Source organism: Flavobacterium frigidimaris, assembly GCF_002217275.1.
GTDB lineage: Bacteria > Bacteroidota > Bacteroidia > Flavobacteriales > Flavobacteriaceae > Flavobacterium > Flavobacterium aquidurense.
In genome coordinates, this window is record NZ_MUGV01000012.1 from 19,756 (window position 1) to 43,939 (window position 24,184).

At 34.2% G+C, this 24,184-nt stretch carries 24 protein-coding genes; all 24 read left to right on the forward strand.

The genetic code is table 11. The features are described 5' to 3' along the window. Positions 1-7 precede the first annotated feature (7 nt). Entirely contained in the window at positions 8-472 is a 465-nt protein-coding gene (locus B0A65_RS05950) for an ABC transporter permease (RefSeq protein WP_074660049.1), read from the forward strand. Positions 473-497: 25 nt separating this feature from the next. Next, positions 498-902: a hypothetical protein gene (locus tag B0A65_RS05955; protein ID WP_074660050.1), complete on the forward strand. Its 405-nt coding sequence runs from the start codon at positions 498-500 to the stop codon at positions 900-902. Then, positions 902-1,900, forward strand: coding sequence for a BtrH N-terminal domain-containing protein (locus B0A65_RS05960; RefSeq protein WP_074660051.1), 999 nt, complete (start codon positions 902-904; stop codon positions 1,898-1,900). The genes B0A65_RS05955 and B0A65_RS05960 overlap by 1 nt, the downstream gene beginning before the upstream one ends. A gap of 61 nt (positions 1,901-1,961) precedes the next feature. Further along, complete coding sequence (locus tag B0A65_RS05965) at positions 1,962-2,660, forward strand: ABC transporter ATP-binding protein (RefSeq protein WP_074660292.1); 699 nt, start codon at positions 1,962-1,964, stop codon at positions 2,658-2,660. Next, positions 2,650-3,933 (forward strand): ABC transporter permease, encoded by a 1,284-nt coding sequence (locus tag B0A65_RS05970; RefSeq protein WP_074660052.1) that lies wholly within the window; start codon positions 2,650-2,652, stop codon positions 3,931-3,933. The genes B0A65_RS05965 and B0A65_RS05970 overlap by 11 nt, the downstream gene beginning before the upstream one ends. Then, complete coding sequence (locus B0A65_RS05975) at positions 3,908-4,357, forward strand: acyl-CoA thioesterase (RefSeq protein ID WP_074660053.1); 450 nt, start codon at positions 3,908-3,910, stop codon at positions 4,355-4,357. Before B0A65_RS05970 ends, B0A65_RS05975 begins: the two co-directional genes overlap by 26 nt. 144 nt (positions 4,358-4,501) lie before the next feature. Then, on the forward strand, positions 4,502-5,644 hold the full coding sequence (locus B0A65_RS05980) for a beta-ketoacyl synthase N-terminal-like domain-containing protein (RefSeq protein WP_074660054.1): 1,143 nt from the start codon (positions 4,502-4,504) through the stop codon (positions 5,642-5,644). A gap of 138 nt (positions 5,645-5,782) precedes the next feature. After that, on the forward strand, positions 5,783-6,475 hold the full coding sequence (locus tag B0A65_RS05985; protein WP_074660055.1) for a hypothetical protein: 693 nt from the start codon (positions 5,783-5,785) through the stop codon (positions 6,473-6,475). Between the two features lie 91 nt (positions 6,476-6,566). After that, complete coding sequence (locus B0A65_RS05990) at positions 6,567-7,199, forward strand: 3-oxoacyl-ACP synthase (RefSeq protein WP_074660056.1); 633 nt, start codon at positions 6,567-6,569, stop codon at positions 7,197-7,199. Further along, positions 7,187-7,444, forward strand: coding sequence for a phosphopantetheine-binding protein (locus tag B0A65_RS05995; protein ID WP_026727250.1), 258 nt, complete (start codon positions 7,187-7,189; stop codon positions 7,442-7,444). The genes B0A65_RS05990 and B0A65_RS05995 overlap by 13 nt, the downstream gene beginning before the upstream one ends. A gap of 217 nt (positions 7,445-7,661) precedes the next feature. Beyond that, positions 7,662-8,858 (forward strand): beta-ketoacyl-[acyl-carrier-protein] synthase family protein, encoded by a 1,197-nt coding sequence (locus B0A65_RS06000; RefSeq protein WP_074660057.1) that lies wholly within the window; start codon positions 7,662-7,664, stop codon positions 8,856-8,858. Positions 8,859-9,122: 264 nt separating this feature from the next. Next, the gene (locus tag B0A65_RS06005) at positions 9,123-10,184 is read left to right on the forward strand and encodes a beta-ketoacyl synthase N-terminal-like domain-containing protein (protein ID WP_074660058.1); all 1,062 of its coding nucleotides are present in this window, start codon (positions 9,123-9,125) and stop codon (positions 10,182-10,184) included. Further along, a complete protein-coding gene (locus B0A65_RS06010) occupies positions 10,181-10,966 on the forward strand; it encodes a polysaccharide deacetylase family protein (RefSeq protein ID WP_074660059.1) in 786 nt (261 codons plus the stop codon). The genes B0A65_RS06005 and B0A65_RS06010 overlap by 4 nt, the downstream gene beginning before the upstream one ends. A 107-nt stretch (positions 10,967-11,073) precedes the next feature. Continuing rightward, positions 11,074-11,700: an outer membrane lipoprotein carrier protein LolA gene (locus B0A65_RS06015; protein WP_074660060.1), complete on the forward strand. Its 627-nt coding sequence runs from the start codon at positions 11,074-11,076 to the stop codon at positions 11,698-11,700. Beyond that, positions 11,666-12,301: a hypothetical protein gene (locus B0A65_RS06020; RefSeq protein WP_074660061.1), complete on the forward strand. Its 636-nt coding sequence runs from the start codon at positions 11,666-11,668 to the stop codon at positions 12,299-12,301. The genes B0A65_RS06015 and B0A65_RS06020 overlap by 35 nt, the downstream gene beginning before the upstream one ends. Before the next feature lie 28 nt (positions 12,302-12,329). Then, positions 12,330-12,944 (forward strand): porin family protein, encoded by a 615-nt coding sequence (locus B0A65_RS06025; protein WP_074660062.1) that lies wholly within the window; start codon positions 12,330-12,332, stop codon positions 12,942-12,944. Positions 12,945-12,946: 2 nt separating this feature from the next. After that, positions 12,947-13,561: an outer membrane beta-barrel protein gene (locus B0A65_RS06030; RefSeq protein ID WP_074660063.1), complete on the forward strand. Its 615-nt coding sequence runs from the start codon at positions 12,947-12,949 to the stop codon at positions 13,559-13,561. Positions 13,562-13,565: 4 nt separating this feature from the next. Then, positions 13,566-13,937 (forward strand): 3-hydroxyacyl-ACP dehydratase, encoded by a 372-nt coding sequence (locus B0A65_RS06035; RefSeq protein WP_074660293.1) that lies wholly within the window; start codon positions 13,566-13,568, stop codon positions 13,935-13,937. Between the two features lie 2 nt (positions 13,938-13,939). Continuing rightward, positions 13,940-14,425 (forward strand): hypothetical protein, encoded by a 486-nt coding sequence (locus B0A65_RS06040; RefSeq protein WP_074660064.1) that lies wholly within the window; start codon positions 13,940-13,942, stop codon positions 14,423-14,425. 19 nt (positions 14,426-14,444) lie between these two features. Further along, complete coding sequence (locus B0A65_RS06045; RefSeq protein WP_074660065.1) at positions 14,445-15,623, forward strand: DUF2062 domain-containing protein; 1,179 nt, start codon at positions 14,445-14,447, stop codon at positions 15,621-15,623. A gap of 190 nt (positions 15,624-15,813) precedes the next feature. Then, on the forward strand, positions 15,814-19,494 hold the full coding sequence (locus B0A65_RS06050; protein WP_074660066.1) for a 1-acyl-sn-glycerol-3-phosphate acyltransferase: 3,681 nt from the start codon (positions 15,814-15,816) through the stop codon (positions 19,492-19,494). A gap of 1 nt (position 19,495) precedes the next feature. Beyond that, positions 19,496-21,013 carry a phytoene desaturase family protein gene (locus B0A65_RS06055; protein ID WP_074660067.1) on the forward strand — a complete coding sequence of 506 codons (1,518 nt, stop codon included), beginning with the start codon at positions 19,496-19,498 and terminating at the stop codon, positions 21,011-21,013. Between the two features lie 7 nt (positions 21,014-21,020). After that, positions 21,021-22,721 (forward strand): C45 family autoproteolytic acyltransferase/hydolase, encoded by a 1,701-nt coding sequence (locus B0A65_RS06060; RefSeq protein WP_074660068.1) that lies wholly within the window; start codon positions 21,021-21,023, stop codon positions 22,719-22,721. Further along, on the forward strand, positions 22,681-23,967 hold the full coding sequence (locus B0A65_RS06065; RefSeq protein WP_074660069.1) for a phenylacetate--CoA ligase family protein: 1,287 nt from the start codon (positions 22,681-22,683) through the stop codon (positions 23,965-23,967). Before B0A65_RS06060 ends, B0A65_RS06065 begins: the two co-directional genes overlap by 41 nt. The last annotated feature ends 217 nt before the right edge of the window (positions 23,968-24,184 follow it).

Sequence of the window (24,184 nt, forward strand, 5' to 3'; positions counted from 1 at the left end):
CAAGAATATGATAGTGGGAATTGACATTCAAAATTACTTGCCTCATCGCGCTCCGATGCTGATGGTCGATTTGATTTTAGATATCGATGCCAATTTCGTAAAAACCATATTTTTCATCCAAGAAGACAATATTTTTGTCGATAAAAACATTTTTACAGAAGCCGGTTTAATCGAAAATACAGCCCAGACTTGTTCAGCAATCGTCGGCAAAAAGTATTTTTTTGAGGATGATGGCACAGAAAATGAGAATGTTAGCGTTATAGGTTTTATCAGCTCGTTAAAAAATGTAAAAATATATTCATTGCCAAAAGTTAACGACACAATTACAACCAAAGCAACTTTGGTATCAAAATTTGTTGGCGACGATTATACTTTATGCACGATGAGCTGTGAAAGCTTACTCGAAGACCAAATACTTTTAGAATGCGAAATTAATTTGTTTATTCAAAAGACGATTTCTGCAGCAACTTAATGCTAAATCGAAAATAAAACCCGTCATGGAAAAAGAAAATGTACCTCAGCACGATGGAAATTTAAGCAAAAAGAACCTCAAAGAATTGGTTTATGCTACCGATGAAAATGGCAATTACACAACCGCTTTAAGTACGGGTTGGGAACCAAAAGCCATTGCGCTTTCGAACGCGATCGATGACATAAAAGAACGTGCAGAAGAAGCAAAACTAAAAGTTCAGATTGGAGAAGTTAGTCCGATTTGCTATTATATGGAGCTCAACAAAATGGATCTTACAATTCTTGCCGGTTATGTTGATATGTGGAAATGGCGTGTAAAAAGACATTTTAAACCGACTGTTTTCGCTAAACTAAACGACAAGACTTTACAAAAATATGCCGACGCTTTTGACATTTCAATAGCCGAATTAAAAAACTTTAAAACAGATTAATGCAAGTTACTTTTACACACCATCAATCTGCTCATTGTGAAAATGGAGTAGCGTCAAATTTGCTAAAAAACAGTGGACTGAACATCAGCGAACCGATGGTTTTCGGAATTGGTTCCGGACTTTTGTTTGTGTATTTGCCTTTTATAAAAGTGAATCACGCGCCGGCCATCAGTTATAGAACTTTGCCGGGACAGATTTTTAATAAAGTCGCAAGCCGATTAAATCTTAAAATAAAAAGACAAAAATTTTCTTCTGTTTCAACTGCCACTCAGGCTTTAGACGAAAATTTAAAAAATAATATTCCAACTGGTTTACAAGTTGGTGTTTACAATTTGAGTTATTTCCCGGATGAATACCGTTTTCATTTCAACGCGCATAATTTAGTCGTTTACGGAAAAACCGAAACCGATTATCTGATCAGCGATCCTGTGATGGAAACCGTTACAACTTTAACACACGACGAACTGGAGAAAGTACGTTTTGCTAAGGGTGCTTTTGCGCCAAGAGGACAGATGTATTATCCAATTCAGGTTCCGGGTGAAGTTGATTTTAAAAGTGCGATCATCAAAGGAATTAAAGATACCTGTCGTACTATGCTGGCGCCAATGCCAATTGTAGGTGTCAATGGAATTAAATTTGTTTCCCGCCGAATCAGAAAATGGCCGGCAAAACACGGTGTCAGAAAAGCCAATCATTATCTGGCGCAAATGGTACGCATGCAGGAAGAAATTGGAACCGGAGGCGGTGGTTTCCGATTTATTTACGCTGCATTTTTACAAGAAGCTTCGGTTATTTTAGGTAATGAAGAATTGAAAAATCTTTCGAAAGAAATGACACAAATTGGAGATTCCTGGAGAGATTTTGCCGTTGAAGCTTCCCGAATTTACAAAAACAGAAGCGCCAAAGAAGACGCTTACAACGCCATTGCAGATGAGCTTTTGGACATCGCGAATCGCGAAGAAATCTTTTTCAAAAAACTAAAAAAAGCAATCAGCTAACTATATTTTGAATTCCATTATAAAAATAGAATCCCTTTCGAAAAAGTACAAAGACGCAGAAATGTTTTCTTTGAACAACGTTTCGCTGGAAATAAATGAAGGTCAGATTTTTGGTTTACTAGGACCAAACGGCGCCGGAAAAACTACTTTAATCTCCATGCTCTGCGGATTGATCAAACCAACTTCAGGACATTTCACGATTAATGATCTGGATTATTCGCATCATTCTGCCAAAATCAAAAAAATTATTGGCGTTGTTCCTCAGGAATATGCGTTGTACCCAACTTTGACAGCACGAGAAAATCTGCATTATTTTGGAAGTATGTACGGTTTGAAAGGTTCTTATTTAAAAGACAAAGTAATCGAAACTTTAGATCTTTTGGGACTTTTAAAATTCGCCGACAAACGCATTGAAACCTTTTCTGGCGGAATGAAACGCAGGGTCAATTTGATTGCCGGAATTCTGCACAATCCGAAAGTTTTGTTTTTGGATGAACCAACCGTTGGTGTTGATGTACAATCTAAAAATGCTATTTTGGATTATTTAAAAGTATTAAATCAAAACGGAACAACGATTATTTATACGTCGCATCATTTGGCTGAAGCCGAAGATTTTTGCGACACGATTGCCATTTTGGATCAAGGCCGGATTTACGCCCAAGGCACGCCGTCCACTTTGATTGCGTCTGTCGAAGAAGCAAGAAATCTCGAAGAAGTTTTTATTTCATTAACCGGTAAAGACTTTAGAGATGCTATATAAAATTTGGATGTCCATTGTAAAAGAATTTTTACTGCTAAAACGTGATTTAGGCGGTTTGATTATTCTGTTCATCATGCCTTTGATATTGGTAATCACGGTTACTATCATTCAGGATAGTACCTTTAAAACCGTAAGCGACAATAAAATTCAGATCTTATTGGTTGACAACGACAAAGGTTCTGTTTCAAAAACCGTTTTTGATAATCTGCAAAAGAACAATGCATTCGATATTGTAACGCAAATCGACGATCAGCCTATTACAGAAGAAATTGCCAAAGAAAATGTGTACAAAGGAAAATTCAAATTGGCGATTGTAATTCCGAAAGATTTAAGTGTCGATTTACAAGCCAAAGTAGATCAGAATGTACAGAACATTGTGAGCAAAATGGGTTTTACAGATTCTGTTGCCGAACCAAAAACTTCGAAAGTTTTACAGCAAAAAGAAGTAAAATTGTATTTTGATCCGGCTGTTCAAATGAGTTTCAAAACTTCGGTTATGAACGCCATTGATAAAATGATTTCTCAGATTGAAACGAAATCAATTTATACTACTTTTCAAAATCAATTGGGCGAAGAAAATGCACAATTCGACCAAAAGAGTTTCATCACTTTCAAAGAAATAATTCCAAGAATAAACAACAAAGAAGTACTGCCGAATTCGGTTCAGCACAACGTTCCGGCCTGGACACTTTTTGCTATATTTTTTATTGTGATTCCGTTATCTATCAATATTGTAAAAGAAAAATCACAGGGAACATTTGTGCGTTTATTGACCAATCCGACTTCGAATTTAATTATCATCATCGGAAAAACCATTACGTATTTAATGATCTGTATGATTCAGTTTTATATGATGGTTGCCGTTGCAATATTCTTATTTCCGCATATTGGTTTGCCATCCTTAAATGTTGAAGGACATTTGTTTTTAATGAGTGTTGTGGCTTTATTTTCAGGTTTTGGTGCCATTGGTTTCGGAATTTTATTAGGAACTATTGCGAGCACTCAGGAACAATCTGCTCCGTTTGGCGCAACGAGCGTAATCATTTTAGCCGCCGTTGGTGGTGTTTGGGTTCCCGTTTTTGCGATGCCAAAAATCATGCAAATCATCGCCAAATCATCACCCATGAATTGGGGATTAGAAGCTTTTTACGATGTGTTATTGCGCAACGGATCATTCGTCGAAATCATCCCAAAAATAAGTTTGCTATTTTTGTTCTTTATAATCACAACTTCCATTGCCCTATTTTATGACAAAAAGAAAAGAACAGTATAACGAAGCCACTTCCCTAACCGTTTCGCACGAAATCAGAATTCGTTTTAACGAAACTGATCCGCTTGGAATCGTTTGGCACGGCCATTATATTACCTATTTTGAAGATGGAAGAGAAGCCTTTGGACGAAAACACGGACTTACGTATTTAGATATTGGCAATACCGGTTACACAACACCAATTGTAAAATCAAAATGCGAACACAAATTGTCTTTGCGTTACGGCGATGTTGTAACGATCGAAACAACCGTTGTCGATACGCCAGCCGCCAAAATGATTTATCGTTTTAGAATTATTGACGCTCAAGGTGAAGTAGCCTGCACTGGCGAAACCGTTCAGGTATTTTTAGACAAAGAAGGAAACTTAATGTTGACAAATCCTCCTTTTTATGAGGAATGGAAACGTAAAGTAGGACTTTTAAAATAAAACACGGATTTCACGAATTTTCACAAATTATAAAATCCGCGTTAATCTGCTTTAATCTGTTTAAATCTGCGTGCCATTTTTTCCAGACAAAGCTTTAAGATACCTACAAGGTTTTGGAAACCTTGCAGGAATAAAAATCACAAAATGACAAGAGAAGTATATATAAACGAAACCAATTGTATCACGCCTTTAGGTTTTGATGTTGACTCCAACATCGAAGCGATTTTGCGTGGCGATTCCGGAATTCAATTGCATCAGGATATTTCCTTGATGCAGAATCCGTTTTATGCTTCTGTAATTGCTGATGAAAAAATAAACACTGCTTTTGAAAAAATCAGCACTGACACCAAATATTCTCGTTTAGAGAAAATGATGATTTTGGCTTTAGAGCCGATGATTAAAAAATCCGGAGTTGAGTTAAATTCGAAAACGGCTTTTATACTTTCAACTACAAAAGGAAATGTTACGGCATTAAAAAATGATTCAGAAGAAAGTTTTCAAAACGCACATTTAGATGTTTTGGCTCAAAATATTGCCAATTTCTTCGGATTTCAAACAACACCAATCGTAGTATCGAATGCTTGTGTTTCTGGAATTTTAGCAGTTTCAGTTGCCAAAAGAATGATTCAGTCGGAACTTTACGAAACCATTTTTGTTGTGGCCGGCGACGAAGTTTCAGAATTTGTTTTGTCTGGTTTTAATGCTTTTCAGGCGATGAGCGATTTACCTTGCAAGCCCTATTCTAAAAACAGAACCGGCGTAAGTTTGGGCGAAGCAACAGCGGCAGTTTTAGTTTCGGCAGAAGCCAGAAATGCTAAAATAAAAGTTATTGGCGACAGTTCGATAAACGATGCCAATCATATTTCGGGTCCATCAAGAACTGGCGAAGGTTTGTTTAGAAGTATTCAGAATGCGATGAAAGAAGCGCAAATCAATTCCGATCAAATCGATTATATTTCAGCACACGGAACCGCAACTCCATTCAACGACGAAATGGAAGCGATTGCCTTGAATCGTCTGGATTTACAAAATGTTCCTATTAATAGTTTAAAAGGATTTTACGGTCATACTTTGGGTGCTTCAGGATTATTGGAAACCGTAATCGCGATTGAATCAGCCAATCAAAATACACTTTTTGAATCGAAAGGTTTTGATGAAATCGGCGTAAGTGAAAAGATTAATGTTATTCAGAAAAACGAAGAGGCAAGTATTGAAATTTTTCTGAAAACGGCTTCTGGATTTGGGGGTTGTAATACGGCTGTTGTTTTTGAAAAAGTGAAACACTGATTACACTAATTTTCACGGATTAAATTCGTTGAAAATTTATATATAAAATAGTTTGAACTGTTCGGAAATTCAGAACAGTTCAAGAGAAGAAATCCAACTTGTAAAGAAATCTTACAAGTTCAATTATTTTAAAAATAAATGAAATTATCAAAATTCATATTGATAACTCTAATTCTTCTTTCTTTTTTTGGTTGTAAAAAAGAAGAAATTAAGAAAGTAGACGAACTGCGATTCGAAAAAGATGCAATGAAAAGTGTATTTGTTGAAATTGTAGATTCTATCTATATGGATCGAAGAATAATTACTCCTCCACCATTTCCAAAACGTGATTTTAAAACAAACATAGAAGATACAACAGGTTATCATGCTGAATTAAAAAAATTTTATCATCGTAGAGACAGCATCAAAAATGACAAAACAAGAATACTTCTTGGTGTTTATACCGATGTAGAGAAAATTAGTTCTTTTGAAACCGAAATGATAGTTGAGCAAATTAATATTTCAGCCTATACTTATGACGTTTCAAAAGAAACAGACAAATACAAATTTGATTTAAAGCCTTTTGAAAACAACAAAAAGTTTAATTTTCAAAACGCATCAAAATATCCGCATGAAAAAAATTGGAACTTAAACGATAATAGTAATGTACTATTTCCCGTTGGAACCATTTCAGTATCAAGAATTCAATTCAATAAAACAAAAACAAGAGGGATTTTATCCGCCGGTGCTTCCTGCGGTGGTGGAAAATGCGGAAGAGGCTTTTTAATTATAATTGAAAATAAATCTGGAAAGTGGAAAATTGCCGAAGTTATTCATACCTGGGTTTCTTAAATTATAAAACTAATTTTCAAAGATTAGTTAGTGTAATTTTAACTCAAAAACAATCCGTGCAAATTTGTGCAATTAGTGTTAAATCAAAATAATGACTCAAAACAAAACACGCATACAATCCTACATCACCATCCAAAACAACGAAATTGTTTTGGACGGAACTTCTGTATTCAAAATTGAACCAACCAATTTTGCTGATTTTTCCAAACAAGCGTATCGCAATTTTGACATTCAATATCCGAAGTTTTTCAAAATGGATGCTTTGAGTAAATTGGCTTTTTTAGGTGCCGAATTACTTTTGAGTCCGATAACTTCTTCGGAACAAGAAAATAATATCGCTTTGGTTTTCGCCAATAAATCTTCGAGTTTAGATACCGATGTAAAATATCAGGAATCTATTTCAGACAAAGAAAACTATTATCCGAGTCCGGCAGTTTTTGTTTATACGCTGCCAAATATTTGTCTGGGGGAAATAAGTATCCGCCATCAGTTGAAAAGCGAGAATTCTTTCTTTATATTTGATGTTTTCAACACCGAATTTATGTCGAATTATTCGAATATTTTACTAAATTCGGATAAAGCAGATGTTGTGCTTTGCGGTTGGGTAGAATTTTTTAATGACGATTACAAAGCGTTTCTTTGCACAATAAGCAAGGAAGAGAACACAAAATATACGAACGAAAATATCAATACATTATATAAGAACTCATCATGGAAGCATTAAAAGAAGAATTAAAAAATAAAATCATCACGACTTTAAACTTAGAAGATATCGCAATCGAAGACATTGCTGATAACGATCCTTTGTTTGGAGACGGTTTAGGTTTAGACTCGATTGATGCACTTGAATTAATCGTGATTTTAGATAAAGATTACGGAATTAAATTGGTGGATCCGAAAGAAGGAAAATCAATTTTCCAGTCAATCGAAACTATGGCGGCGTACATTAGCGCAAATAGAACGAAGTAAACTTTAAAAAGTTATTTCAACACATAGAGACATAGCTTAAAGAGCTGTTAAAAAAGGCATTTCATTTACATCAAGACACATAGCTATGTTTTTTTAAACAAATGAAATGCCTTCTTTTAAGTTTTCAAAATCTATGTTCCTATGTGTTTAATATTTACAATCAGAGAATAAACTTTGACAAAGTTCTAATAATCTAAAATCATAAATCTAAAATTGCATGAAAGGCATCGCAATAACCGGAATGGGAATTATCTCTTCGATTGGAAATTCAGTCGAAGAAAATTATATTTCGTTAATCGAAAATAAAATTGGTATTTCCAAAATCCAAAATATTCCGACTGTTCATGCTGATGTAATTAAAGTTGGTGAGATCAAAAAAACCAATGAAGAATTGGTTGACGAATTAGAGCTTTCTGAAAATAACAATTTTTCGAGAACGGCGATGATCGGAACTTTGGCAGCGAAACAAGCAGTTGAAAATGCCGGAATTACATCTATAAACGAATTCAGAACCGGACTTATTTCGGCTACAAGCGTGGGCGGTATGGACATGACCGAAAAACATTATTACGATTATTTCGAAAATCCGGAACTTATAAAATACATTTCCTGTCATGACGGTGGCGATGTAGCTGAAAAAATTGCGCAAGAATTAGGTTTAAAAGGAATGGTTACCACTATAAGTACGGCCTGTTCATCGGCAGCGAACTCTATAATGTTGGGCGCACGATTGATCAAAACCGGAAAATTAGATCGCGTTATTGTTGGCGGAACGGATGCTTTGGCAAAATTCACCATCAACGGTTTCAAAACTTTGATGATTTTATCTGACGATTACAACAAACCTTTTGACAATACCCGTAAAGGATTAAACCTGGGCGAAGCGGCAGCTTTTTTAGTTTTAGAATCAGATGAAATGGTTCAGAAATATGACAAAAAAGTGTTGGCCAGAGTTTCAGGTTACGGAAATGCAAACGACGCATTTCATCAAACTGCTTCTTCAGAAAATGGAGACGGCGCTTATTTAGCAATGAAAAAAGCTTTTGAAGTTTCGGGTTTAAATCCCTCTGAAATTGACTACATCAACGTTCACGGAACCGCAACTCCCAATAATGATTTATCTGAAGGAAGAGCTTTACTCCGAATTTATGAAGATGGAAAAGTGCCTGATTTCAGTTCGACCAAACCTTTTACCGGACATACTTTAGCAGCCGCAGCAGCTATTGAAGCTGTTTACAGTGTTTTGGCGATTCAGAATAGTGTGGTTTATCCGAATTTAAATTTCGAAGTTCCGATGGAAGAATTTGAATTGAAACCACAGACTTCCTTAAAAATGAAAAATATCGAACACGTTTTATCTAACTCTTTCGGTTTTGGAGGAAATTGTTCAACCCTTATATTTTCTAAAAGCTAATGAAATCGTCATGATTCTAATAAACTGAACTACTCAGCACGTAAAGTCAATGGATACAATCGGCAGACTTTGAGTCTACAGTATTAACTAAAACCTTAATTTTAACCACAAATTGCACAAATTAATTGGTGAAAATTTGTGTAATTTGTGGTTAAAAGACTTTTTTAGAAGCTTAAAGTAAATTACGTAGTTTTAAACTTTTTTAAAACCAATTTTAAGAATGACGATTCAATCTTTCTTTAGAAAAACAAATATAATCTTCGTATGAAAAAAACATATATAAATGGAGTAGGCTGTATTTCGACTCAAAAAACATTTGATACTGTTTTTTTAGAAGAAGCTGTCGTTAACACAAACGAAACGGTGCTTTCGATTGTTCCTCCGGTTTACAAAGATTATATTTCTCCTGCTGCAATTCGAAGAATGGCAAAAGGAGTAAAAAACGGAATCGTAGCTTCGGCCTTGGCCATGAAAGATGCGAACGTCGAAAATGTAGACGCGATTATTACCGGAACCGGTTTGGGATGCATTGAAGATTCTGAAAAGTTCCTGAAAAATATTCTTGATAATAATGAAGAGTTTTTAACTCCAACTTCATTTATTCAATCGACGCATAATACCGTTGGAGCTCAAATTGCTTTATCACTGCAATGCAAAGGTTATAATTTTACGTATGTAAACGGAGCGGTTTCTTTTGAATCGGCACTTTTAGATGCTAAAATGCAGATTGAAGAAAACGAAGCCAATTCGATTCTAGTTGGAGGAGTAGATGAAAACGGAGAATATACTTTGTCTCTTTTTAAATTGGCCGGAAGAATCAAAAAAGAAAATGACCTCCCATCCAATATTTTAAATAGCAATTCAAATGGAGTTGTTTATGGGGAAGGTGCGAGTTTTTTTGTTTTAGAAAATGAAAGAAAAGATTCGACTTACGCAGAAATCTTAGATGTCGAAATCATAAATACACTCGAAGAAAACGAAATTGAATCAGAACTAATCACTTTTTTAAAGACCAATAATTTACAAATTTCAGACGTTGATGCTGTTGTTTTTGGCTTCGACGGTGATATCACTTTTGATTCCTATTACAAAAATCTGACTGAAAAAGCTTTTGCTCAAACACCTCAATTGTACTTCAAACATTTGAGCGGAGAATACGATACAGCTTCGGCTTTTGCTTTGTGGATGGCTTCAAAAATTATAAAAACACAGGAAATTCCGGAAATCTTACAAGTAAATTCGGTTACTAAACCAGCTTACGATACCATTTTATTGTACAATCAGGTAAATGGAAAAAATCATAGTTTTACGTTACTTTCAAAATGATAACGCATAAAAACATTTCGTTATTCTTTATTTTTTTATTGCTTTTACTGCTTCTTCTGAATCTCTATACAGCAATAAATTTACTATGGTTCATCGGAATAATTTTAATCTGGATCGGACTAAATGCTTTTGGTTCTGCCCGAATTTCTTCGAATTATCATATAAAAGCGTTCTGCCATAATCCATCGGAAACAGAAAAAAAAATTGCACTTACTTTTGATGACGGGCCAAGTGTTTTTACTTTGGAAGTTTTAGATCTTCTGAAAAAATACAATGCAAAAGCGACTTTTTTCTGCATTGGAAAAAATGTGGAAAAGCATCCGGAAATTGTAAAAAAAATTATTGCTGAAGGTCATTTGGTGGGAAATCATTCTTATAATCATTCAAAATTTTTTGATTTTTATAATGCTGCAAAAATCAGGGAAGAAATTCAAAAAACGGATGAAATTTTAGAAAAATTCACTTCAAAAAAAATCAACTTTTTTCGTCCGCCTTACGGAGTTACAACACCTTCGATTCGCCGAGCTTTAAAAAAAACCGGCCATAAAGTAATTGGCTGGAATATTCGTTCGCTTGACGGCGGAACAAAAGACCTAAATTTAATTTTCAATCGCATAATAAAACGGGTTTCTCCCGGCGGAATCGTACTTTTGCACGACACAGGATTACACTCAGTTTTAGTATTGGAACAGTTTTTGCAATTTTTACAGCAAAACAAATATGAAGTGATTTCTGTGGAAGAACTTTTGAATCTTAAAGCTTATGGGATAGAACGCGGATGAGACGGATTCGCTAAAGCGAAAACGCGGATAAAAACGGATTTTATCTATAATCTGTGTAAATCATTTATCCCGATAGCTATCGGGAGTGGCAAAAATTTTAAAAAAATATGAAAACTAAAATAGCACTACTAATTCTATTTATTTCAGGCAATTTGTTTGCTCAGGAACAAAAAATGACGGATGCCGAAATTGCATCTTTCAAGCAGGACGTCAATGTGGTTTCTAAAAAAATAAAAACTTTAAGTACCGATTTCGTTCAATATAAACATATGGATTTTTTATCCAAAGACATTGAAACATCAGGAAAAATGATTTTTAAAGAGCCGAATCTTTTGCAATGGCAATACAAAAAACCATACAATTACAGCATTGTTTTTAAAAACGGAAAAATCCTGATCAATGACGAAGGAAAGAAAAGCGCGGTTGATATTGGCAACAGCAAGATCTTTGGACGCATCAATAAATTAATTGTTGGAAGCGTGAGCGGCAATATGTTTGATGATAAAGAATTTGCCATTTCGTACTTCAAATCAAAAGGACAAAATATTGCGAAATTTGTTCCGAAAGATGCTACGCTGAAAAAATACATCAAACAAATCGAATTGACTTTCGATAAAGAAGAAGCAACAGTTGTTCAGGTAAAACTATTAGAATCATCTGAAGATTATACCCGAATTGTACTTAAAAATAAAGTGATCAATGCAAAAATCGACGATTCAGTTTTTACTAATTAATTGCTTTCTCGCAATTGTTTTGGTTTCTTGTGGCTCTGTCACTAAAAATTATACGCCTAAAAAATTAGACAAAAAAACGGTAGAAGTTCCTTATTTTTCTGAACCCAAAACCGATTATGTTTACAAAACCAACATCACGGTTTACGGTCATGAAATGTCTGGAATTTTTATTGCCAAGAAAATAAATGACACCACGCATCGGGTGGTTTTCACAACTGAATTCGGTAACAAATTGTTCGATTTTGAGATTTCCGACACGACTTTTAAAGTCAACTCAATTGTTTCGGAATTAGATAAAAAAATCCTGATCAATACGCTGAAAGAAGATTTTAGATTGCTTCTTAAAAAAGAGTACGTGATTCAGGAACAATTCGAAAACGAATCGGATAACATTTATAAATCGGCAGACGGGAATCGTGATAACTATCTTTTCGTCTCCAAAAAAGAGCAGAAATTAGAAAAACTCGTTCGTTCTTCTAAAACAAAAGAAAAAATAACAATTACTTTTACTTTAGAAAACGATATTTTTGCTAAAAAAGTTGTCATTTTACATCAGAATATCAAATTGAGAATTGAGCTAAATTATTTTAAATCAGAGTAAAGTTCATCTTAACCTAAACTAAACCAAAATGAGAAAAATATCCTTAATTGCCTTTGTTTTATTGATTGGTCTTGCAACCACACAAGCACAAGTTAAAGTTAGTCCGGGAATTCGTGGCGGTTTAAATCTTTCAACCTTAACCAATATTGATGACAACGGTATGAAATCTGATTATTACATTGGGGGTTTAGTTGAAATAAAATTCAACAAATATTTTACCCTTCAGCCTGAAATAACGTATTCAAGACAAGGAAGTGATGGCTCCTATTTTGATGGCAATCCTGGACAAAATACAATACCAAAAGACACAAAATATGAACTAAATTATGTAACACTTGGTGCAGTTGCAAAGTTTAATTTTGGAGGACAAGGTTTTCATGTATTAGCCGGGCCATCTCTTGACATTAAAACAAGTGACAATTTTGGCCGATACGGGTATGACCCAATTGGTACAGATTTGGCTTTTGTTGGTGGAATTGGCTACAGCTTACCAAACGGACTAACTTTTGAAGCCCGGTTTAAACAAGGATTAATTGATATTTACGGTTACGATGGAATCGATTATGATGACTATTATTATGATCAGGTAATTTTAAATCAGGTATTGCAATTTGGTATCAGCTACACTTTTAAAGTAAAATAATCTTGAAGTATAGCAACTTATTACTTGTTATAATCGCTTTTTTTGGATTCCAGAATGGGCACGCACAAACTTCTTTTAAACCAGGTTTAAGAGCAGGTTTTAGTTTTTCGAATATTTCAGAAATGAATTCTGATTATAAAACTGATTTTTACATTGGCGGATTCGGAGAAATAAATATTAAAAAACATTACGCATTACAGCCTGAGATAATTTACATCAGAGAAGGCGCAGATAATCTTGCCAGAATTTACTATGAAGGTGATTCGAAAAAAATTGAATATCGAGATCTTCAATTGGGTTACTTATCTTTTGGTTTGATGAATAAATTTACATTTGGACCGGGTATTCAATTTCAATTTGGACCTTCTTTAGATATTTTGGTAAATGATAATTTGGTTCGAAAAAAAACATATAATGATGTAGCTATTTTAGCTGGTGTTGCCTATCGTCTGCCTTCTGGCCTGACCATTGAAGGAAGGGTTAAAAAAGGGTTAGCAGATGTTTTAGAAAGTAGCTATTATAATAATGACGGCAGCAACACTGTACTTTTTAGGGATTATAATCGCAATGTCAATTTTCAATTAGGACTTTCTTACGCCTTTGAAGGAAAAAAATAAAAAAATGGTTTTAAAAGATTTTTACAAAGTTCTTTCGGAAGAAAAAACAACTGATTCTAAATATACAATTACGATTTTGGTCAATGAAAAACACGAAGTTTTCAAAGGCCACTTTCCGGGAAACCCCATTATGCCAGGTGTTTGCATGATTCAGATTATTAAGGAACTTACGGAAGCCATTACCAAAAGCAGTTTGATGATTCAGACACTTGCCAACGTAAAATTCATGGCGCTTATTAATCCGGAAACAAATCCTGAATTGCGCTTAGAACTTGACATTACAACTACTGAAGATAATCTGGTGAAAGTAAAAAACACCACTTATTTTAACGAGACTGTTGCTTTGAAACTAAGCAATGTCTATAAAAAACTTTAGATATGAAACTGCTATTAACATTACTTTTATGGGTTAATTTTTCTGGCACGCCAGACTTGGCTGCCATCAGAAAAATGTATACTGGCGTTACAAAATCAGAAAGCAACGCTAAAGAATTTTCAGCAAAACTGGCTGATGTTTCTAACAATGATGATAAAACTTTGGTCGCTTATAAAGCGGCTTCCATTTTATTGGACTCAAAGTTTGAAAAGAAATTAAATGACAAAATTGCTCGTTTTAAGGAAGGTGCAAAATTGCTTGAATCAACCATCAAAAGCGAACCAAATAATATTGAAATGCGATTGATCCGCTTAAGTATTCAGGAAAATGTTCCTGGAATTACGGGTTACAAAAAGAATATTAAAGAAGATAAAAAATATATTACAGATCATTATGCTGAGCAAAATAGCGCTTTGAAAGAGTACTTAAAGGACTTTATTTTACAATCGAAAAGTTTCTCTGAAAAAGAAAAACAATTTGTAAAGTAAGCGAAAGCAAAACTTCAAAATGAAATCCACTTTGTCACAGCAAGATCTTCTAAATTCCACTTCCTTTTGTGTTATTGTACCAACGTATAACAATCACAAAACGTTACAAAAGGTGCTGGATTCTGTTCTGGATTTCACTCCAAACGTCATCATTGTCAATGACGGATCGACAGATTCTACGCCAGAGATTTTAAAATCATATTCTCAACTTACACAGATTCATCATCCTAAAAATTTAGGTAAAGGCCGTGCGCTTAGAAATGGATTTCGAAAAGCAATCGAAATGAAATTTGAATATGCGATTACGATCGATTCTGATGGTCAGCATTTCGCCGCTGATATTCCGGGTTTTATAGAAGAGATTCAAAATGAACCGAATTCGTTATTGATTGGAAGCCGAAATATGACACAGGAAAATGTGCCAAAGAAAAGCAGTTTTGGAAATAAATTTTCAAACTTTTGGTTCAAATTCGAAACAGGAATAAAACTCGACGACACACAATCTGGTTTTCGACTGTATCCTTTAAATTTAATTCCGAAGAAATTTTACACCAATAAATTTGAGTTTGAAATTGAAGTTATCGTTCGATCAGCCTGGAAAGGAATTGTGGTTAAAAATATTCCGGTTCAGGTTTTGTACGATCCGGCAGAACGTGTTTCGCACTTTCGTCCCTTTCGTGATTTTACCAGAATCAGTATTTTAAATACGGTTTTAGTAACCAATGCGCTTTTATATATCAAGCCAAGGGACTTTCTTAGAAGAGCAAAAAAAAAGGGTTTTAAAAAGTTCTTTCTTGAAGATATTTTAGAAAGTAAAGATTCCAATTTTAAAAAATCAGCTGCCATTGCTTTGGGTGTTTTCATTGGTATTTCTCCTTTTTGGGGTTTTCAGACTATTTTGCTTTTTACGTTTGCTGCTTTATTTAAGCTCAATAAAGTCATTGCTTATTTGTCTTCTAATGTGAGTTTCCCGCCTTTCATTCCTTTTGTCATCTATGGTTCTTTAAAAATGGGAAGTTATTTTGTCTCTACTGATGCTCCCTTAATTTTAGACAGTTCTATCACGCTTGACGATATTCAAAAAAATGCTACACAATATATCGTTGGAAGTCTTATTTTAGCATCCGTTTCGGCGCTGTTTTTTGGTTTGTTGAGTTATTTGCTTTTAACGGCTTTTACCAAAAAACGCATTGAATAAAAATCTGAAAAGTTTTGCCACAGATTAAAGGATTAAAAGGATTTTTTTTCACCACGACCCAAGCGACAGCGAACTGGCGAAGCAATTCACGAATTAATTTATAATAATTCGTGAATTCGTGGCGAACTGACAAAGATTTTAAATCAATTTAATCTCTTAATCTGTGGCAAAAAAACAATAAATAATAATTATGCATCACTATTTCTACGCCATTCATATGTTTGTCAACCGAAGAAAATCTTTGTCGGTTGTATTGGCTGTTTTGATGCTTTTTGTATTTGGCTTTTTTGCTTCTCAAATTAAATTTGAAGAAGACATCACCAAATTAATCCCGACAAACGATAAAGCTGATGTCACAGCAAAAGTTTTAAAACAATTGAATTTTGCTGATAAAATAACGGTCATTTTCAAACTAGAAAAAAATGGTTCTGATGAAGATTTAAAAGAAATGGCAACCGCTTTTTCAGATAGCGTTGCAAAATCCTGCAAACCTTACGTAACCGGAATTCAGGGAAAAATTGACGAAGAAAATATTCAGGAAACTATTAATTTTGTCTACGGGAATTTGCCACTTTTCCTGGACAATAAAGATTACGAAACCATTCAGACTAAACTGCAAAAAGACAGTATTGAGGCAACGGTTCAGGGAAATTATAAATCGATTATTTCACCATCCGGATTTATTACTAAAGATTTTATTCTGCAGGATCCATTAGGGATTTCGTTTATCGCTCTTAAAAAATTACAACAATTAAATATTGGCGACGATTTTACGCTTGACAATGGATTTGTCATGACGAAAGACAAAAAGAAATTATTGCTATTTATAACATCTAATCTGCCATCGAGCGAAACAGAAAAAAACACGATTTTCGCGTCTAAACTAAAATCGATTCAGGAAAATTTAAATCAGAAATTTAAAGGTAAAACATCTATTAGTTATTTTGGTTCGGCTTTGATTGCCGTTGCCAATGCCAATCAAATTAAAAGCGATATTGTTTTAACGACAACGATCGCGATGATTACGCTGATGCTGATTTTGATTTTATTTTACAGAAAGATTTTAATTCCGCTGATTATTTTTCTACCAACCGTATTCGGAGCTTTGTTTGCCGTTGCTTTTTTATATTTTGTAAAAGAACAGATCTCAGCTATTTCACTCGGAATTGGCTCTATTCTACTCGGAATTACAATTGATTATTCCATTCATATTCTCACGCATTATAAACACAACAGCGATGTAAAAACGTTGTACAAAGACATTACGATGCCGGTAATTATGAGCAGCTCCACAACAGCTGTTGCATTTTTATGTCTGCTTTTTGTAAAATCTGATGCGTTGAATGATCTCGGAATTTTCGCTGCTGTAATTGTTATGGCTTCTGCATTTTTCTCGCTTTTGATTGTTCCTCATTTATATAAACCGAAAGAAAACAACTTTGAACACAAGAAAAATGTGATCGATAAATTGGCTCATTTTTCTTTTCACAACAATAAAATCTTAATTGGGTTTTGTGTTTTAATTACGATTGTTTGCTTCTTCACCTATAATAATGTTGGTTTCAATAACGATTTGTCGCAATTGAATTTTGTTCCGAAGGAAATTAAAGCAGCCGAAAAAGAACTGGAGGAAAGCACGAGTTTAACTTCGAAAACTATTTACGTTGCTTCGTATGGAAAAAGCATGGAAGAAGTTTTGCAGAATAATAGTCAGCTTTTTTCTGATTTATCGAAGGACAGACAACAAAACAAAATCTTAAATTTCAGTTCTGTTGGAGGGATTATGCTTTCGCAGAAGGAACAGCAGCAGAAAATAGACAAATGGAATTCGTTTTGGGATGCCAATAAAAAAGAACTTTTAAAATCAGAACTAATTGCCGAAGGTTCAAAACTCGGCTTTAAACCCACAACTTATTCTACATTTTACGATCATTTAGATTTCAATTTTAAACCCATTTCAGCTCAGGAATATTTAAAAATTCAGGCGTTGCAACTGAAAGAATTTGTAACCGAAAAAAATGGTTTTTTTACGATTTCGACTTTAGTAAAAGTAACGCCAGAACAACGAGATGCTTTTGTAAAATCGGCTTCAGCCAAAAATAATCTCATTGCAATTGATCGCCAGCAAATGAACGAAACGTTTTTCAGCACTTTGAAAACCGATTTTAATTCGCTTGTCAATTATTCCTTCGTTGCGGTAATTTTGATTCTGTTTTTCTTTTTCAGAAGAATCGAATTGGTTATTGTCAGCTGTATTCCAATCGCTTTAACCGGAATTGTAACGGCAGGAATTATGGGCATTTTTGGCATTCAGATGAATATTTTCAGTATGATTGTCTGTACGTTGATTTTTGGACATGGTGTCGATTTTAGTATTTTCATGACTAGTGCGCTCCAAAAAGAATATACAACAGGCAAAAACGAAATTGCGATTTACAGAACTTCAATTATCCTGGCCGTTATCACGACAATTTTAGGAATTGGCGCTATGATTTTTGCACAGCATCCGGCCTTGAGATCCATTTCATCTGTTTCCTTAATTGGAGTTTTCGCAGCGCTTATTATTACGTTTATCTTCTACCCGATCCTTTTCAAATTATTTTTATCAAACCGACCTAAAAAAGGAAATGCTCCTTTTGTATTTCGAACTTTTTTACACGGTGTAATTTCTTTTTTCTACTATGGATTGGGCGGAATTTTAATGTCGCTTTTCAGTTTAATCATCATGCCAATTCTTCCGATAAAAGGAGAAACAAAAATGAAAGGATTTCGATATGTGATTTCAAAATTCATGAAATCAGTATTGTATTCGAATCCGTTTATTTATAAAAAAGTCATTAATAAATTTAATGAAAATTTCAAAAAACCAGCGATTATTATTGCCAACCATTCTTCGTTTGTAGATATTTTGGCGATGGGAATGTTGAGCCCAAAAATCATTTTCTTAGTTAATGATTGGGTTTACAACTCTCCTATTTTTGGTGCTACCGTTAAAAAAGCTGGATTCTATCCGGTTTCTGAAGGACTTGAAGGCGGTGTTGAACATTTACGTCAAAAAGTAAAAGAAGGCTATTCGCTGATGATTTATCCGGAAGGAACCCGTTCAGAAAGCAATCAGATTAAACGTTTTCACAAAGGGGCTTTTTATCTTGCCGAAGAATTTAATTTAGATATTCTTCCGGTTGTGATTCATGGCGCTTCAGAGGCAATTCCGAAAGGTGATTTTGTCATTCACAGCAGTCATCTTTCCGTTTCAATCTTAGAAAGAATTACTCCTGAAAATCTTTTGTTTGGAAAAAATTACACAGAAAGAACCAAGTTAATAAGTGCATTCTTTAAAGCTGAATTCCGCAAAATCAGACAAGAATTAGAAGGCCCAAATTATTTCAAAAAAATGCTTCTTCATAGTTACGATTACAAAGAAATTGAAGTCGTAAAAAGTGTCAAACAAAATATTGAAAGTCATTTAGAAACTTATTATAAACTCAATCAGCACATTTCGGCGAAAGCCAAAATATTGCATTTTGCAAATGATTACGGACAACTGGATGTTTTACTGGCTTTGCAGGAACCGCAGCGCAAAATACAGTCGTACATTGCTGATGAAGAAAAACGAGATGTTGCCAATACCAATTATTTCCTTAAAAAGAGAAAAATCTCTTATATAGAAAATCTCGAAAGTATTTCAAAAAATCAATTTGATGTTGTTTTAATTTCGGATGAAAGTTATAAAGATGAAATTGAAAAAATTAGTGCTATAACTTCTATTGTAATTTTAAATGATTGTTCGCTACTAAAGGACACTTTACTTAACTTTGGTTTTGAATCTATTTTAGAAGAAAACAACCTAATCATATTTAAGAAAATTTAAAATGAAAGAGCATTACGATGTAATAATTGTAGGCAGTGGTCTCGGCGGATTGGTTTCGGCTATTATTCTGGCGAAAGAAGGCTACAGTGTTTGTGTGCTCGAAAAAAACAATCAATACGGCGGAAATCTACAGACTTTTGTTCGTGATAAAACTATTTTTGATACCGGAATTCATTATATCGGAGGTCTTGGCGAAGGTCAAAATCTGCATCAATATTTTAAATATTTAGGAATAATTGACAAACTAAATCTAAAACAATTAGACGAAAATGGTTTTGATATTATTTCTTTTGAAGACGATAAAATTGAATATCCACACGCTCAGGGTTATGAAAATTTTGTGCATCAACTAGAAAAATATTTCCCCGAAGAAAAGGAGAATATTGAAAAATACTGCGAAAAATTACAATCGATTTGCGATTCATTTCCACTATATAATTTAGAGTCGGAAGGAAAATATGACAATGAAATTTTGACTTTAAATGCCAAAGAAACGATTGATGCCTTTACTCAAAATGAAAAACTAAAAGCCGTTTTAGCCGGTTCTAATTTTTTGTATGCCGGAATTCCGGACAAGTCTCCTTTCTATGTTCATGCACTAATCGTTAACTCTTATATTCAGAGTTCGTGGCGTTGTATTAATGGCGGAAGTCAGATCACCAAACAACTTTTGAAACAACTCAAAAAACACGGCGGAGAATTTTACAAACATAAGGAAGTTACCCGTTTTGACGTTGAAAATCATAAGGTAAATTCGGTTGAAATGAAAGACGGAACTAAGGTTTCCGGAACTTATTTTATCTCGAATATCGAACCTAAAACTACACTGAAAATGGCCGGTGAAGAAAACTTCAGAAAACCATTTTTTAACAGAATTCAGAGCTTAGAAGGTGTACTTTCTGCTTTCAGTTTATATATCGTTTTTAAACCCGAAACTTTCAAATATATTAATCACAATTATTATCATTTTAAAAAGAGTAGCGAAGTCTGGACAGCGCACGAATACGATGAAGATTCCTGGCCAAAAACCTATATGGCATCAATGAATGCTTCTAAAAAAAATGAAGTCTGGGCAGACGGAATGACATTTATAACGTACATGAAATTTGATGATGTTCTGCCATGGTCAAATTCTTTTAATACAACGGTCGAAAAAAATGATCGTGGAGAAAGTTATGAAGAATTCAAAACCAGAAAAGCCGCTAAATTTTTAACCGAAATTGAAATTAAATTTCCAGAAATTAAAGATTGTATTCAATCAGTTTATACTTCGACCCCACTTTCCTATCGTGATTATATTGGCGGCGATAATGGTAATATGTATGGTTATGTCAAAGATTCCAACAATCCGATGAAGACTTTGATTCCATCAAAAACTAAATTAGAAAATTTATATCTAACAGGTCAAAGTATTAATATGCATGGTGTTTTGGGTGTAACAATTGGAGCGGTTGTAACCTGCTCAGAAATTGTTGGAAAAGAATATTTGATTACGAAAATTAATCAGGCAACCGAATAAATGAATCATGAAAAACCGAATTACATATCTTTTTTTCATCGGTTTTTTAGGAATTTTGATTTCTTGTGGTACTTCTAAATCAAAAAATCATCAACCGGATATTTCCAGCTATAATGCGACCAGACCTGTTGTAACTAAATTTTCTGACAGTGTTTTTATCTCCGGAAAAAATTCACTTTTAAAAAACAAACAAGGCCTTTGGGAATTGTATGTTGAAGGTGATCCATTAGAAATTGGTCTCAACACCGGCGCTTTATCTGATTCTCTTTTACAACGGCAACAACAGATTTTTTTCTCCAAAATAAAAGATTTAGTGCCGTCAAAATTTGAACAAAAAATACTGCGTCAGTTTTTAAAATGGTACAATCGAAAATTATATTCAAATGTTACGGCAGAATATCAAACCGAGATTTACGGGCTTTCACAATACACTTCGCACGATTTTGACAATATTGCACCACAATATCAGCGCGGCTTATACTTACACGCGGCGCACGATATTGGCCATGCTTTGCAGGATCTGGCTTTGGTTGGCTGTTCTTCTTTTGCGGCCTGGGGCGAAAAATCTGAGGATGGAAATTTAATTCTTGGACGCAATTTTGATTTTTATGTCAATGACGCTTTCGCGGAAAATAAAATCATCGCCTTTATAAAACCGGAACAAGGTTTCAATTTTATGATGGTGACCTGGCCCGGCATGATTGGCGCTGTTTCCGGAATGAACCAGCAAGGTTTGACAGTTACGATTAATGCCTCAAAATCAGAAATTCCGCTGAGTGCTAAAACCCCAATCTCGATTTTGACTCGCGAAATTTTACAGCACGCTTCAACTATTGAAGAAGCAATTACAATCGCTAAAAAAAGAAAGGTTTTTGTTTCTGAATCTATTATGGTGGGAAGTGCTCAGGATAATAAAGCTATTTTGATTGAAGTTTCTCCAAAGAAAATAGATGTATATGATGTTCCGAACAGTAATCAATTACTTTGTTCGAATCATTTTCAAAGTGAAGCTTTCAAAAATGATGTACGAAATCAGGCCCAAATTAAAGACAGTCATTCAAAATATCGCTTTGACAGAATGCAGGAACTTTTAGATGAAAATCCGAAAATGAATCCGAAAATTGCTTCTGAAATTCTACGAAATAAAGAAGGCTTAAAAGATATATCATTGGGTTATGGAAATGAAAAAGCCCTCAACCAATTGCTTGCACATCACGGAATTATTTTTAAACCAAAAGAAAAATTGGTTTGGGTATCGGCAAATCCTTTTCAAATGGGCGAATTTGTCTGTTATAATTTAGATTCTATTTTTGGCAGAAAATCATATTCGGCAATTTCATTTGAAGAAGAAAATTTAAATATCGCCAAAGATCCATTTATAACTAGCGAAGCTTTTCGAAAATATGAAAAATTCAAAGTTGAAAATCATCAGTTTGATTTGTATTTGAAAAAGAAAGAAACCATTTCTTCCGAATTTATTCAGCGTTATCAATCTTTAAACCCGGACTATTGGGTTGTATATTACAAAGCAGGGTTGTACTTTTATCAAAAAAAAGAATTCCGCGCTGCTCAGACTAATTTTGAAAAAGCCCTGACCAAAGAAATTACTACTGCTCCTGAAAAAGCAAAAATTGAAGAATATTTAAAAAAACTCAAAGAAAATTACAATGATTCCAGCAATAGAAAAAGATTCTTTAGACGAAATTAAAATTTTTCAGGAACAAAAATTAGCAGAACTTTTAACGTATATCAGCGAGAATTCTCCTTTTTATAAACGACTTTTTGCAGGAAGAAATATTGATATTTCGACTATAAAAACGATCGAGGATCTACAATATTTGCCCGTAACTACAAAAGAAGATTTACAACAATACAACGATGATTTTCTGTGTGTACCGCAACATAAAATTATTGACTATGCCTCGACTTCAGGAACTTTAGGCGATCCGGTAACTTTTGGTTTAACCGATTCTGATTTGGATCGATTGGCTTATAATGAAGCCATTTCGTTTGCCTGCGCCGGAATTGCAGAAGGTGATGTGGTGCAATTAATGACGACAATCGACAGGAAATTTATGGCTGGTTTGGCTTATTTTCTGGGATTACGAAAACTGAAAGTTGGCGTTATCCGCGTTGGTGCCGGAATTCCGGAATTGCAATGGGATTCTATTTTAAAATACAAACCGTCTTATTTAATTACGGTTCCGTCTTTTCTTTTGAAATTAATTGAATATGCCGAAATTCACGGAATTGATTATAACAATTCGAGCATAAAAGGTGCCATCTGTATTGGAGAATCATTAAGAAATGAAGATTTTTCGATGAATACTTTATCCAAAAAAATCATCGATAAATGGAATATTAAGTTGTTTTCGACTTATGCTTCAACCGAAATGAGCACTGCTTTTACCGAATGCGCACACGGAATTGGCGGTCACCACCACCCGGAATTAATTATCGTAGAAGTTCTCGATGAAAATAATATGCCCGTAAAAAATGGCGAAGTTGGCGAGCTTACTTTTACAACTTTAGGAATTGAAGCCATGCCGTTATTGCGTTTTAAAACCGGCGACATTGTACAGCTTCATAACGAACCTTGTTCTTGCGGTAGAAATACTTTGCGTGTTGGCCCGGTAATTGGCCGTAAAAAACAAATGATAAAGTACAAAGGCACGACACTTTATCCGCCAGCGATGAATGATGTTTTAAGTGGTTTTGACAATATCGAAAATCATATAATCGAGATTTCTACCAACGATTTAGGCACAGATGAAATCCTGATAAAAATTGCGGTAAAAAATCAAACGCCTGAATTTCTGCAGGAAATAAAAGATCATTTCAGAGCCAAATTACGAGTTACTCCAAAAATAGAATTCGCTTCAAAAGAAACTTTAAATCCATTGGTTTTTAATCCGATGAGCCGAAAACCAATTCGATTTTTTGACTATAGGTAGGCATCATAGAATGCTTAATTTTTTACCATATAAGTGATATAAGTTCATTTTAAAACTTTGTGTTACTTGCAGGTTTGTTAAATGAACTTTTAAGATCATATAAAGATTACTTAATTCTGCAATTTTAATTAAATAAACTTATATCACTTATATGGTTTAATTCCAGCCTTTTAAATGTTTTGCTGTGAATTGAACTAAATGTTGTAATTTTGCACAA